11 protein-coding genes are annotated in these 13778 nt (G+C 72.6%); 8 read left to right on the plus strand and 3 right to left on the minus strand.

Going from position 1 to position 13778, the window contains the following annotated elements; translation table 11 throughout:
• Positions 1–12: 12 nt before the first annotated feature.
• The 3 genes from rnc (at position 13) to smc (ending at position 5467) form a co-directional block, all read left to right on the plus strand.
• A complete protein-coding gene (gene rnc, locus EDF38_RS05080) occupies positions 13–735 on the plus strand; it encodes a ribonuclease III (protein WP_370275537.1) in 723 nt (240 codons plus the stop codon).
• Positions 736–1752 carry an Fpg/Nei family DNA glycosylase gene (locus EDF38_RS05085; protein ID WP_123354258.1) on the plus strand — a complete coding sequence of 339 codons (1017 nt, stop codon included), beginning with the start codon at positions 736–738 and terminating at the stop codon, positions 1750–1752.
• A 181-nt stretch (positions 1753–1933) separates the two neighbouring features.
• Positions 1934–5467, plus strand: a complete 3534-nt coding sequence (gene smc / locus EDF38_RS05090; RefSeq protein WP_123354259.1) for a chromosome segregation protein SMC — start codon at positions 1934–1936, stop codon at positions 5465–5467.
• Positions 5468–5570: 103 nt separating this feature from the next.
• On the opposite strand, the gene EDF38_RS05095 is transcribed toward smc, so the two are convergent.
• On the minus strand, positions 5571–6152 hold the full coding sequence (locus EDF38_RS05095; RefSeq protein ID WP_123354260.1) for a histidine phosphatase family protein: 582 nt from the start codon (positions 6150–6152) through the stop codon (positions 5571–5573).
• Between the two features lie 72 nt (positions 6153–6224).
• Positions 6225–7235, minus strand: a complete 1011-nt coding sequence (locus EDF38_RS05100; protein WP_123354261.1) for a TerC family protein — start codon at positions 7233–7235, stop codon at positions 6225–6227.
• 211 nt (positions 7236–7446) lie between these two features.
• Here EDF38_RS05100 and ftsY point away from each other — a divergent pair, with 211 nt between their 5' ends.
• The 5 genes from ftsY to EDF38_RS05125 all read left to right on the plus strand — a co-directional run bounded on the left by ftsY (position 7447) and on the right by EDF38_RS05125 (position 12575).
• Entirely contained in the window at positions 7447–8316 is an 870-nt protein-coding gene (gene ftsY, locus EDF38_RS05105; protein ID WP_123354262.1) for a signal recognition particle-docking protein FtsY, read from the plus strand.
• Between the two features lie 56 nt (positions 8317–8372).
• A complete protein-coding gene (ffh, locus tag EDF38_RS05110) occupies positions 8373–9947 on the plus strand; it encodes a signal recognition particle protein (RefSeq protein WP_123354263.1) in 1575 nt (524 codons plus the stop codon).
• 113 nt (positions 9948–10060) lie between these two features.
• Positions 10061–10345 carry a hypothetical protein gene (locus tag EDF38_RS05115; protein WP_123354264.1) on the plus strand — a complete coding sequence of 95 codons (285 nt, stop codon included), beginning with the start codon at positions 10061–10063 and terminating at the stop codon, positions 10343–10345.
• Positions 10342–12087: a hypothetical protein gene (locus EDF38_RS05120; protein ID WP_123354265.1), complete on the plus strand. Its 1746-nt coding sequence runs from the start codon at positions 10342–10344 to the stop codon at positions 12085–12087. The genes EDF38_RS05115 and EDF38_RS05120 overlap by 4 nt, the downstream gene beginning before the upstream one ends.
• A 107-nt stretch (positions 12088–12194) precedes the next feature.
• The gene (locus EDF38_RS05125) at positions 12195–12575 is read left to right on the plus strand and encodes a hypothetical protein (RefSeq protein WP_148061453.1); all 381 of its coding nucleotides are present in this window, start codon (positions 12195–12197) and stop codon (positions 12573–12575) included.
• Positions 12576–12596: 21 nt separating this feature from the next.
• Here EDF38_RS05125 and EDF38_RS05130 read toward each other — a convergent pair whose 3' ends face one another.
• Positions 12597–13742, minus strand: coding sequence for a glutamate--cysteine ligase (locus EDF38_RS05130; protein ID WP_123354267.1), 1146 nt, complete (start codon positions 13740–13742; stop codon positions 12597–12599).
• Positions 13743–13778: the final 36 nt, after the last annotated feature.

The raw sequence follows: 13778 nt of genomic DNA on the forward strand, positions 1-13778 counted from the left end.
CGAGGTGTCGTCGTGACGACCACCCGAGATCAGCCCGTGTCGAGCCCTGGTGCCGACCGGGCTGATCTGTCGTCACGGCTGCAGATCGACATCCGAGACGAGCTGCTCGACCTCGCCCTGACCCACCGCTCGTACGCGTACGAGCACGGCGGCATCGGCAACAACGAGCGCCTCGAGTTCCTCGGCGACTCGATCCTCGGCCAGGCGGTCACCGTCATGCTCTTCACCGAGAACCCCGACCTCGACGAGGGCGAGCTGGCCAAGCGCCGGGCGAGCCTCGTCAGCACGGTCGCCCTCGCGGAGGTCGCGCGCCACATCGGCCTCGGCGCCCACCTGCGCCTCGGGCGCGGCGAAGAGCTCACCGGGGGCCGCGAGAAGCACTCGATCCTCGCCGACACGGTCGAGGCCATCATCGGCGCGACCTACCTCGACGCCGGGGCCGACGCGGCGACCGCCCTCGTGCTCCGCCTCGTGGCGCCCCTGCTGCTCGACCCGGGCCGCTTCGGCGCGGCGATGGACCCGAAGACGAGCCTGCAAGAGCTGTCGTCGTCGCTCGGCCGGGGCATGCCGAGCTACCACGTGACCGACAGCGGTCCCGACCACGACAAGCGCTTCCACGCGGTCGTGCGACTCGGCGGCGACGACGTCGCGACCGGCACGGGCAGCAGCAAGAAGCAGGCCGAGATGGCCGCCGCCCTCGACGCCTGGTCGTCGCTGAGCGCCGAGTCCCGCTAGGTGCCCGAGCTCCCCGAGGTCGAGGTCGTGCGCGCGGGGCTCGCCCCCGTCGTGGCCGGTGCCGTGGTGACCGGGGTCACCGTGCTCGACCAGCGATCGCTGAAGCGCCACCGGGGCCCGTCCGACGACTTCGTCGACCGGCTCGTCGGCGGCACGATCGACGCCGCCGTCCGCCGGGGCAAGTTCCTCTGGTTCCCCTTCGAGCCCGCCGCCTCGTCCGAGGCCCCGCTCGCCCTGGTGGCCCACCTCGGCATGAGCGGGCAGGTGCTCCTCCGCAGCCGCGACCACGAGGCCGACCGCCTCATGCGGGTCCGTCTCGACGTCGAGAGCCCGTCGCTCGGACCGGTGCGGCTCGCGTTCGTCGACCAGCGCATCTTCGGGTCGATGGCCCTCGACGAGACCGTGCCGACCCTGGACGGCGCGCCGGCGGGCTTCGCCGGGGCGCGCCTCCTCGGATCCCCTGACGGCGACGGCGACGGCGACGGCGACGGCGCCGTCGTCGGGGGCGAGCCCGCTCCCGTGCTCGCCCCCGACGACGACGCCTGGGTCCGGCGCGTGCCGCAGCAGGTGTCGCACATCGCCCGCGACCCCCTCGACCCGGCCTTCGACGAGTCGAGGGTGCTCACCCGGCTCCTGACGCGCCGCACCGGCGTGAAGCGCGCCCTGCTCGACCAGGGACTGCTGAGCGGCGTGGGCAACATCTACGCCGACGAGAGCCTCTGGGCCGCCCGCGTGCACCCCGAGCAGCCGACCGAGTCGTTCTCGCGCGCCCGGGCCCGCGTGCTCCTGGCCGAGGTGCGTGCCGTGCTGCTCAAGGCCCTCGGCGAGGGCGGCACGAGCTTCGACGCGCAGTACGTCAACGTCAACGGCCAGTCGGGCTACTTCAGCCACAGCCTCGCCGCCTACGGCCGGCAGGGGGAGCCGTGCCCGCGCTGCGGCACCCCGATCGTGCGCGAGGCGTTCATGAACCGGTCGAGCCACTTCTGTCCGCGGTGCCAGCGCGTCCGCACGGCGTGACCTCCCGCCGAGGGCGGGTCTCCGTCGTCGAGGGCGGGTCGCCGGGCACCCGCCCTCGCGCCCCGAGACCCGCCCTCGTCGGTCGGCGCGTGAGCCGCGCCTCCCCGGGGCGGGGGAGGGCCGCGCTTATCCTTGAGGCCTGGTCACCACCCGTCACGAGACGACCGAGGGAGGCGCGCGCGTGCACCTGAAGAGCCTCACCCTCAAGGGCTTCAAGTCGTTCGCGTCGCCGACGACCTTCGCGTTCGAGCCGGGCGTCACGTGCGTCGTCGGGCCGAACGGGTCGGGCAAGAGCAACGTCGTCGACGCCCTCGCCTGGGTGATGGGGGAGCAGGGCGTCAAGAACCTCCGCGGCGGCAAGATGGAGGACGTCATCTTCGCGGGCACCTCGACCCGCGGTCCGCTCGGGCGTGCCCAGGTGGTGCTGACGATCGACAACGCCGACGGTGCGCTGCCGATCGAGTACGCCGAGGTCACGATCAGCCGCACGCTCTTCCGCAACGGCGGCAGCGAGTACGCGATCAACGGGGAGGGCTGTCGTCTCCTCGACGTCCAGGAGCTCCTCAGCGACTCCGGCCTGGGTCGCGAGATGCACGTCATCGTCGGGCAGGGGCAGCTCGACGCGGTGCTGCACGCGACCCCCGAGGACCGGCGCGGCTTCATCGAGGAGGCGGCGGGCATCCTCAAGCACCGGCGGCGCAAGGAGAAGACGCTCCGCAAGCTCGACGCCATGCAGCTCAACCTGACGCGGCTCAGCGACCTGGCGGGCGAGATCCGGCGTCAGCTCAAGCCCCTGGGTCGGCAGGCGGAGATCGCGCGCGACGCGCAGACGATCGCCGCCGTCGTCCGCGACGCCCGGGCGAGGCTCGTCGCCGACGAGGTGGTGGGCCTCCGCCGCGCGCTCGCCCGACAGTCGGGCGCCGAGTCCGAGCGGACGGCCGAGCGCGCCACGCTCGAGGCGGAGCTCGAACGCGCCAAGCAGCGCGAGCTGCGGCTCGAGGAGGCGATGACGGGCGACGCCGTCGACGACGCCCGCCGGGTCGCCTTCGGGCTCGAGTCGGTGCAGGAGCGCCTCCGCAGCCTGTCGTCGCTGGCCCAGCAGCGCCTCCAGCTGCTCGCCCAGCAGGCCGACCGGCCCTCCGCCGCCCCGACCGTGAGCGAGTCGATGGTCGACGACGCCGCGGCCGAGGCCGGGCGGCTGCTCGGGGACGTCGCCGCGGCCGAGGAGGCCGTGCGCCTCGCGGGCCGGGAGCTCGCGACGACCCGGGCCGCCCTCGACGCGCTCGACGAGGAGATCTCCGCCCAGAGCGCCCTCGTGTCGCGGCACGACCTCGAGTCGTCCCGGCTGCGGGGCGCGGTCGACGCGGCGAGGTCGCGCCTCGCCGCCACGGCGGGGGAGCGCCTGCGCCTGGCGACCGCGCTCGAGGCCGCCGAGGCGCGCCGCGACGACGGGCGACGGCTCGTGGCGGAGCTCGTCGCCGAGGCCCCGGGCGGCGACCGGGGCGACGACGACGACGCCGACGCCGAGGTCGAGGGTGCTTCCGCCGCGCAGGCCGCCGACGAGCGCGTCGCCGAGCGGCAGGCCGAGGCCGACCGGCTCCGGGACGAGCTCCACGCCGCCGAGCGCGAGCGCGACGCCCTCGCGGCCCGGCGGGGCGCCCTCATGATGGCCCTCGACCAGGCCGACGGCTCGAGCGCCCTCGTCGGCTCCGGGCGTCCTGGTCTCCGCGGCGTCGTGGCCGACCACGTGCAGGTGCGGCCCGGCTACGAGGCGGCCGTCGCCGCGGCGCTCGGCAGCGTCGTCGACGCCGTGCTCGCGGCCGACGCGTCCTCCGCCTTCGACGCGGTCGCGCACTCCACCGAGGCCGAGCTCGGCCGGGTCGAGGTCGTGCTCGCCGAGCCCGAGCGGGCCCTGCCCGCGCTCGACGTCGACCTGCCGACCGGGGCGGTGGCGGCCTCGTCGGTCGTCACCGCGCCTCCCGGGGTCTTGGGGCTGCTGGCCGCCACGGTCATCGCCGACGACCTGCCGACGGCCCGCGCGGCGTGGTCGGTCCTCGCCCGGCAGCCGCTGCCGGTGACGGTGATCGCCCGCTCGGGCGAGGTGCTCACCGACTGGGTGCTGCGCGGCGGGTCGGGCGTCGAGCGCTCCCGCCTCGAGCTCGCCGCCGAGCGCGACGAGGCCGCCGCCCGGCTCGGCGAGGTCTCGCAGGTCGCCGACCGCCTCGGGGTCGAGCACCGCGACGCCGTGGAGGCGTTGGCCGAGGCCCGCACGACCGCCCACGCCGTCGCCGCCGCGGCTCGCGAGCACGCGGCCGCCGTGGCCGCGCACGGTCAGCGCCTCGACCGCCTCCGGGGACAGGCGGAGTCGGCCGAGGCGGAGTCCGATCGCCTCCGGGCGTCGCTCACGGCAGCGGAGCAGGCCACCGCCGAGGCCGAGCGCGTCGTCGCGGAGGCCACGTCGGCCCTCGACGAGCACGCCTCGCGGCCCCGGCCGCTGCTCGACGCGTCGTCGCGCGACGGCGTGCTGGCCGAGGTCGAGCAGGCACGCGCCGTCGAGACGGAGCGGCGCATCCGCCTCGAGACGGTGCGCGAACGGGTCCGTGCCGAGACCGCCCGCGCGGCGTCCCTCCGCCGCCAGCTCGACGAGCAGCGGGCCGAGGCCGAGCGGCAGGCCCGTCGGACGGTCGTCCGTCAGCGGCAGATGGCGTCGACCTCGTCGGTGCTCGAGGCCCTGCCGCCGGTGCTCGACGCCGTGGGGCGGTCGCTCGCCGAGGCGCGGGCCGACCTCGCGGCGCAGGAGGCCGCGCGCTCGGAGCAGAACGCCGAGCTCGCCGCGCTCCGTCGCGACGAGCGGGCCCTGCGGGAGCGCCTGCACGTGGTGACGGAGAGCGTGCACGGCCTCGCGATGGAGATCTACGAGAAGCAGCTGCACCTGACGCAGCTGCTCGAGCGCGCCGCGTCCGAGCTCGGCCTCGACGAGGAGGTGCTCGTCGCCGAGCACGGGCCCGAGGTGCCGGTGCCCGACGACGAGCTCGAGGAGGGGCGGCCGTACGACCGCGACGAGCAGCAGCGTCGCCTCGCCGTGGCCGAGCGGAAGCTGGCCCAGCTGGGGCGGGTGAACCCCCTCGCCCTCGAGGAGTTCTCGGCGCTCGAGCAGCGGCACGCCTTCCTCGCCGACCAGCTGACCGACCTGACGCGCACCCGGGCCGACCTGCTCACGATCATCGACGAGATCGACGAGAAGATGCAGACGATCTTCGCCAGCGCGTTCGACGACACGCGGGCGGCGTTCGACCGGGTGTTCCCGGTGCTCTTCCCGGGCGGCAGCGGGTCGCTCACGCTGACCGACCCCGACGACCTGCTCGGCACGGGCATCGAGGTGACGGTCCGGCCGGCCGGCAAGAAGATCGAGCGGCTGTCCCTCCTGAGCGGCGGCGAGCGGTCGCTGGCCGCGGTGGCCCTGCTCATCGCCATCTTCAAGGCGCGGCCGAGCCCGTTCTACATCATGGACGAGGTCGAGGCCGCCCTGGACGACGCCAACCTCGGGCGGCTCCTGGCGATCTTCGAGGACCTCCGCGAGACCAGCCAGCTCATCGTCATCACGCACCAGAAGCGCACGATGGAGATCGCCGACGCGCTCTACGGCGTGTCGATGCGCCAGGACGGCGTGAGCGCGGTCGTCGGGCAGCGCGTCGTGGCCGAGCGCACGGGCTGACGCGGGCCGGCCCTGCCGGTGCCGGACCTCCGGGGACGACGCGACCCGCGCCTCCCCGGTGACTGCGGGAGGCGCGGGTCGGTCGTGCGGACCGGTGCGGTCGTCAGTCGGCGTCGGCCTCGTGCAGTGCGCCGTTCACCGTCAGCACCGTCCACTTCTCGCCGTCCCACTCGACCGTGTTCGCGGCGGCGTTGTCGATGTGGGGCGCCTCGGTGCCCATGATCGCCGACAGGGTGAAGCGGATGATCGTGCCGTGGCAGACGACGACGATGCTCGCGTCGGGGCCGTCGAGGGGGAGGCGCGTGTCGCGGATCATCTCGAGGGCGCCGAGGCCGCGGGCCGCCACCGACTCGCGGGGCTCGATGTCGGGGAACGACTCGTCCGGCTCGTCGGGGAGGGGCTCGTGGGGGACCTGCCCCTCCTGCGACGCGTAGTCGCGCTCGATGAGCTCGTCGTAGGCGTCGCCGAGCTCGATGCCGAGCTCGGCGGCGATGATCCGGGCGGTCTCGCGGGCCCGGGAGAGCGGAGACGACACGATCGCCGCCCACGGCTCACCCGAGAGGAGGCGGGCCGCCTCGCGGGCCTGGCCGCGACCGGTCTCGTTCAGGGGGACGTCGGACGAGCCCTGGAGCTTGTCGTGGAGGTTCCAGTCGGTCTGGCCGTGGCGGATGAGTTCGAGGCGCATGGTGGGGTGGTTCCGTCTTCTCGTGAGGTGGTGGCGTCGCCGCCCCGGGGGGCGGCGACGCGGTCACGACGGTCAGCGTTCGCTGGGCTCCTCCACCGGGAGCGAGATCTCGCGCTTCCCGTCTCGACGGACCTTGGCGAGACTGAGCACCGTGGCGACGGCGATGGTCGCCAGGATGAAGCTGAGGGAGAACCAGATCGGGATCTCAGGGACCCACTCGACCGGCTGACCGCCATTGATGAACGGTACCTCGTTCACGTGCAGGGCGTGGAACAGGAGCTTCACGCCGATGAAGGCGAGGATGACCGCGAGGCCCTGGGCCAGGTAGACGAGGCGCTCGAGCAGGCCCGAGATCAGGAAGTAGAGCTGGCGGAGGCCGAGCAGCGAGAACGCGTTGGCGGTGAAGACGATGTAGGCCTCCTGCGTCAGGCCGAAGATCGCGGGGATCGAGTCGAGCGCGAACAGGACGTCGGTGAGGCCGATGGCGACCATGACGAGGAAGAGCGGGGTGAAGAGGCGCTTGCCGTCGATCTTCGTGGTGAGACGGTCCTCGACGTAGTCGGGGGAGGTCGGGATGATGCGGCGGAGCAGGCGGATGAGCTTGCTGTCGGCCTGGTTCCCCTCGTCCTCGCCGCCCTTGACCTGGCCGTAGGCCAGCCAGAAGAGCAGGAAGCCGAAGAGGTAGAAGACCCACGAGAAGTTGTCGATGATGGCGACGCCGGCGGCGATGAAGAGACCGCGCGAGATGAGCGCGATCGCGATGCCGACGAGGAGGACCTTCTGCTGGTAGATCCTCGGGACGGCGAAGGCCGTCATGATGATGAGGAAGACGAACAGGTTGTCGACCGACAGGGCCTTCTCGGTGATGTAGCCGGCGAAGTACTCGCCGCCGAAGGTCCAGTTCGAGAAGACGCCGACGCCGACGCCGAAGATGATGGCGATGCCGATGTAGACGCCGGACCAGATCGCGCTCTCGCGGATGGTCGGCTCGTGCGGCGTGCGCACGTGGCTGTAGAAGTCGAAGATCAGGAGTCCGAGGATTCCGGCGATCGTGATGATCCAGGTGACGAGTGAGACGTCCATGCAGTTCCCTTCAGTACGCATGAATGTGTACTGAAGGTCTCTTCCACTCGATCGGCGGGCCGGGGAGGCCTGCGGACGAACGAGCCGATGCACCGGGTCGAGACTGGGCTCTTCCGTATTGACGACGCACCGTGACGGGAATACTCCCCTTCAACGTGGATGACCCTAGCAGCACGGCTGCCGTCCATCGACTGCGAATAGGCTGTGATCCATGGCTTCTCCCTGGTCCCTCTCCGGTGCACTCCGTGGCATGTTCGCGAAGAAGACGATCGACGAGACGACGTGGGACGAGCTGGAGGAGGCGCTGATCGGCGCCGACTTCGGCCCCGACGTGACGGAGCAGGTCGTCGACGGCCTGCGCGAGCAGGTGCAGCGCTACGGCACCACCGATCCGGCCGACCTCAAGCGCATGCTCCGCGAGACGCTGGAGGAGCGCCTGTCGAAGCTCGACTCGACGCTCAAGCTCAGCGCCCGTCCCGCCGTGGTGCTGATGGTCGGCGTCAACGGCGTCGGCAAGACCACGACGATCGGCAAGTTCGCGAAGTTCCTCCGCAACTACGACCGCACGGTCGTCGTCGGCGCGGCCGACACCTTCCGCGCCGCGGCCGTCGAGCAGGTGGCGACGTGGGCCGAGCGCGCGGGAGCCCGCATCGTCCGTCCGCAGCAGCAGGGCCAGGACCCGGCCTCGGTGGCGTTCCAGACGGTGGAGCTCGCGATGCGCGAGGGCATCGAGATCGTCCTCATCGACACGGCGGGCCGCCTCCAGACCAAGTCGGGCCTCATGGACGAGCTCGGCAAGATCAAGCGGGTCGTCGAGAAGCAGACCGAGATCGCCGAGGTGCTCCTCGTCCTCGACGCGACCACCGGGCAGAACGGCCTCGCTCAGGCCCAGGCCTTCATCGAGCACGCCGGCGTCACCGGCCTCGTGCTCACGAAGCTCGACGGCTCGGCCCGGGGCGGCTTCGTGCTCGCCGTGCAGGAGCAGACGGGCATCCCCATCAAGCTCGTCGGCCAGGGCGAGGCCATCGGCGACCTGACCGGCTTCACGCCCCACGTCTTCGTCCAGAACCTGATCGGCTGACCTGCCCCCGGCGGGGGAGGGGCGGAGGGGCCGGCGTCGGTTAAGATGGCCGCACCATGGCCACATTCGGAACCCTCTCTGACCGCCTCGCGGAAACGTTCAAGAACCTCCGCAACAAGGGCAAGCTCAGCCCCGCCGACGTCGACGCCACCGTGCGTGAGATCCGTCGTGCGCTGCTCGACGCCGACGTCGCCTTCGACGTCGTCAAGGCCTTCACCGGCAAGGTCCGTGACCGCGCCCTCGGCGACGAGGTCAACAAGGCCCTCAACCCGGCCCAGCAGGTCGTCCAGATCGTCAACGAAGAGCTGGTCGAGATCCTCGGCGGCCAGCAGCGGCGTCTCGAGTTCGCCAAGAACCCGCCGACCGTCATCATGCTCGCCGGCCTCCAGGGCGCGGGCAAGACGACCCTGGCGGGCAAGCTCGCGAAGTGGCTGGCGAAGGACGGCCACACGCCGCTCCTCGTGGCCTGCGACCTCCAGCGGCCGAACGCCGTCCAGCAGCTGCAGGTCGTCGGCGAGCAGGCCGGCGCCGCCGTCTTCGCCCCCGAGCCGGGCAACGGCGTGGGCGACCCCGTCAAGGTCGCGAAGCAGGCGATCAAGTTCGCCAAGGACAAGGTCTACGACACCGTCATCGTCGACACCGCCGGCCGCCTCGGCGTCGACGCCGACATGATGAAGCAGGCTGCGAACATCCGGAAGGCGATCGACCCCGACGAGGTGCTCTTCGTCATCGACGCCATGATCGGCCAGGACGCCGTCGCCACCGCCAAGGCCTTCCAGGCGGGCGTCGACTTCACCGGCGTCGTCCTCTCGAAGCTCGACGGCGACGCCCGCGGCGGCGCGGCCCTCAGCGTGGCCTCGGTCACCGGCCGACCGATCATGTTCGCGTCGACGGGCGAGACGCTCGACGCGTTCGAGCCGTTCCACCCCGACCGCATGGCCAGCCGCATCCTCGACCTCGGCGACATCCTGTCGCTCATCGAGCAGGCGCAGCAGGCCTTCGACGAGGACGAGGCCCGAGCCGTCGCGGAGAAGTTCGCGACGGACTCCTTCACCCTCGACGACTTCCTCAAGCAGATGCAGCAGCTCCGCAAGATGGGGTCGATCAAGGGCATGCTCGGCATGCTGCCGGGCGCGAAGGGCATGCGCGAGCAGCTCGAGAACTTCGACGAGCGCGAGATCGTCCGCACCGAGGCCATCATCCAGTCGATGACGCCGCAGGAGCGTGCGCTGCCGAAGCTGCTCAACGGCTCGCGGCGCCTGCGCATCGCGCGGGGCTCCGGCATGACCGTCACCGACGTCAACCAGCTCGTGCAGCGGTTCGAGCAGGCCTCGAAGATGATGAAGACCGTGGCCAAGGGAGGCGTGCCCCAGGTGCCCGGCATGGGCCCGATCCCCGGGGCCTCGTACGGCGGCAAGAAGGCGCCGGCGAAGAAGAAGGGCTCCAAGGCGGGCAACCCCGCGAAGCGCGCCGCGCAGAACGCCGCCCTCGCCTCGGGAGCGAAGCCGGCCGGCTCTCCCGCGGGCGGCTCCGGCTCCGGTTTCGGACTGGGCGGCGGCGCTCCGGCAGGAGACGCGGCCCCCTCCGCGGAGGAGATGGCCTCGCTCCAGAAGTTCCTCGGACGCGGCTGACCCCTCCCCAGCCCCTCCTCTCGAGACGCCCGGTGTGCATGACGCACCGGGCGTCTCGGCGTCCGCTACTGTCGATACGTGTCATGAGACATGTCGGACTTCGAGGAGGGCGCATGGCAGACCTGACCATCGACGAGGCGTTGCTGGCGATGATCGCCGGCGAGCTCGAGCAGGCCGCGGCCGGTCTCGAGCTCGGGGCCGCGGTGACGAGGCCGCGCGACCTCGACCTCGGCAGCGAGAGCGTCCGGGCAGCGCTCGACGCGGTCACGACGGAGGCGCGGGCCCGGTCCGAGGCGGCGGTCGCGTCGACCTCCGCCCTGGCCCGGCTGCCCCGGACGGTGGTCGACGACGTCGCCCGGATCGATCGTGCCCTCGCCGCGGGGGCGGGGGCACCGTGAGGGGCACCGACGCCGACCCCGGCCGGGGCGACGCCGACTCGGTCTCCCGTGCGGCGACGGCGCGGCGCGAGGCGGGCGACGACGTGCTGCGCCGCGTCATGACGCTCGAGAGCGCGCGGGCGGAGGTCCGGCCGGGTGCCTGGCACGGCGCGGCCGCCGATTCGTTCCTCGGGGTCCTCGGCCCGGTCGTCGACGACGTGCGCCTGCTCGCGTCGACGCTCGAGGCCCAGTCGGAGGCGCTGTCGACCTATGCGTCCGCCGTCCGCGACTGCGCAGAGAGGCGCGACGAGCTCGTCCTCCGTCGCCGTGCCGCGGAGGCGCGGGTGAGGGCTGCGACCGCCGCCCAGGTCACCGAGATGCTCACGACCGGCCCCGCAGCCTCCTGGCCCGGGCTGTCGTCGGCGAGCCCGTCGACCATCGGCTCACCCGAGCTGGCGGCGGCCGAGACCGAGCTCGTCGTCGTCGAGAAGCTCTGGGACGAGCTGGTCGCCGACCGCGAGGTCGCCGATCGACGGTGCTCGGCGGCGCTCGACTCGCGGGAGTGCCGCGGGTCGCTCGCCGTCCTGCGGCTCGACCCCGCCGGGGGAGGAGGGCCCGTGGCCACGGTCGCCGACCTCCTCGCGGTGCTCGACCAGCTGTCGGCCGGCGACGTCGCCGCCCTGCTCGCGACGCGGCCCGATCTCGTCCGGCTGCTCGACGAGGCCGACGCGCGGGACGTCGCCCGATGGTGGTCGACCCTCGCCGATCCCCGCGTGGCGGGCCTCGGACCGTCGGGGGCGCAGCTCGCGCTCGTGGCGTCGCTGCCGACCGTCATCGGCTCGCTGGACGGCGTCCCGGTCGCGGCTCGCGTGCTCGCGAACGCGCGCGTCGCCGAGGAGCGCATCCGCCGCGTCGACGCCCGTCTCGAGCGCCTGGGCCGTGCGCGACCGCCGCATCCCGATCTCGCGAGCATCCGGGCCGAGCTCCAGGCGGAGAGGGCGTACCTGGAACGAGCGGTCGGACCCGACGCGACGGTGCAGCTCTACCTCTACGAGCCGGGCGGTCGTCGGGTCGTCGAGGTCGTCGGCGACGTCGGCGCGCGGCCCACCGACGTCGTCACGTACGTCCCCGGCACCTACTCCGACCTCGTCGGGTTCTGGCGGGGAGACCCGCAGCAGGTCGTGGGGCATCTGGTGTCCCGGGCGCCAGCTGGTGGCAGTGTCCTCGGGTTCGTCTACAAGGACGGTCCATTCCCCGGCGAGCGCGGGCCCGTCACCACCTTCGACGTGACCGTGATCCAGGAGGCGAACACGGAGGCGACCGCGCTGCGGGCGGGCGAGCGCCTGGCCGACTTCCAGGCGGGCCTCGTCGCGACGGGGCAGTTCGACGACAGCTCCGCGACGGCCGTCGGGCACAGCTGGGGACTCGCCAACGTGACGGCGTCGGAGGTCGCGGGAGCGCGGTACGACCGGGTCGCCTCCCTGGCGGGTGCAGGGATGCCCTCCGCGTGGCAGCCCGCCCCGGAGACGTCGTACGTCGACCTGTCGTACAACGACCCGCTCGGGCTGGCACAGCGGGCGGGCGTGGTGTGGCGCGGGAAGGTGCCCCGCGACGACGACGCCTTCCGCCACGTCGGGCTCTACGACAGCCCGTTCGGCGACGCGCCCTGGCCTGACAACCACGCCCTGGTGGCCCAGGACCGTCCTGAGAACGAGGCAGTGCTCAGGGACCTCCGGGACTTCACTTTCGGGGGCTCGAGGTGAGGGGCCCCGTCGCGGCGGGGTGGGTCTGCGCCGTCGTGCTCCTGGTGGGGTGCTCAGCCCGTGCCGCGGACGTCGTGGACGGGATGACCGTCGAGGATGCCAAGTCCATGACCATGGCCGTCGAGGACGACGTCGTGGCCAGCGTGGACCCGGCGGTCCTGGGCGAGATCCATCAAGGCGAGACGGGAATCCTCCTGTCCTGCTCGACGGAGAGCCATCGTTGGGCCGGCGGCGTCGACTTCTTCGTCGAGGACGGCACCGACATGCTCGAGCTGCTGCGGGACATCGAGGGGAGCTTCTCGGCTCGAGACGACTTCTCGGTCGATCGCGAGCTGGACATCAACGAGAACGAGACCCTGACCTTGAGGGGGCCCGACGGCCTGGTCCTGACTGTCTCCCAGTGGCGTCAGGAGGGCTTCATCGGCGTCCTGTCGTTCTCGCCGTGCTTCGAGCTGCCGGAGGGGACGTACCCGGGAGGGGACTGGTGACGCGGCCCGCGCCTCCACGGCTCAGTCGGCGGCGGTGATGCCCTCGCGGAGTTCCCGGACGAGCGAGGCGACCACGGGGCGGAGCTCGCCGCCGTGCTGCGCCGCGACGCGCAGCTGCCGCTGGTAGCTGGCGCCGTAGCCGATGATGGTGCCGACGGAGTGGAGCTCCTCGACGCAGCCGAGCCGGGCGGCCGCGGGCTCGAGGCGCACGAGCAGGTCGCGCAGGTCGTCCGTGACGAGCCGCTCGTCGCCGTCGGCGTCCTGGATGACGATCGCGTCCATGCCGTACCGGGCCGCGCGCCACTTGTTCTCGCGGACGAACCACGGCTGCATCCTGCCGAGCTCCTCGCCGCGGTCGAGTCGCTCCGACATGTCGTCGACGAGGCACTGCACGAGCGCGGCCATCGCGCCGACCTCGTCGAAGGTGGCGATCCCGTCGAACACCCGCGTCTCGAGCGTGCCCCACTTCGGTGACGGCCGGAGGTCCCAGCGCAGCTCGCTGTGGTCGTCGATGACGCCGGTGTGGGTCATGTCGGCGACCATGCGCTCGTAGCCGCCCCACGAGTCGAACTGCGGGGGGAGGCCCGCGGTCGGCAGCTGCTGGAACATCAGCGCGCGGTTGGAGGCGTAGCCCGTCTCCTCGCCGACCCAGAACGGGCTCGACGCGGTGAGCGCCTGGAAGTGCGGGAGGTAGGTGAGCAGCCCGTTGAGGATCGGCAGCACCTTGTCGCGGGAGTCGATGCCGACGTGCACGTGGACGCCCCAGATCATCATCTGCCGGCCCCACCAGCGGGTCCGGTCGATGAGGGTCGCGTAGCGCTCCTTGTCGGGCGTGACCTCCTGGTCCACGTAGCGGCTGTACGGGTGCGTGCCCGCGCACATGAGGTCGGCCCCCAGCACGGCGGCCGGGCCGTGGACGGCGTCGATCGTGCCCCGCAGGTCGTCCACGGCGTCGCGGACACGGTGGTGGACCCCCGTCACCACCTCGACGGTGTTGGTCAGGAGCTCGCCGGTCAGGCGCTCGGGCCCGCCCTCGTTGAGGTGCGCGAGGTCGGCGAGGATCGCGGGCGCGTGCGGCGTGAGCTCGCCGGTCTCGCGGTCGGTGAGGGCCAGCTCCCACTCGATCCCGAGCGTCGATCGCTCGGAGCTGCTGAAGTCGATCCGCATGGTGCCTGCCCTCCGCTCGGCACGGGTCCGCGCCGG

The sequence above is a fragment of the Frigoribacterium sp. PhB160 genome (assembly GCF_003751785.1).
GTDB lineage: Bacteria > Actinomycetota > Actinomycetes > Actinomycetales > Microbacteriaceae > Frigoribacterium.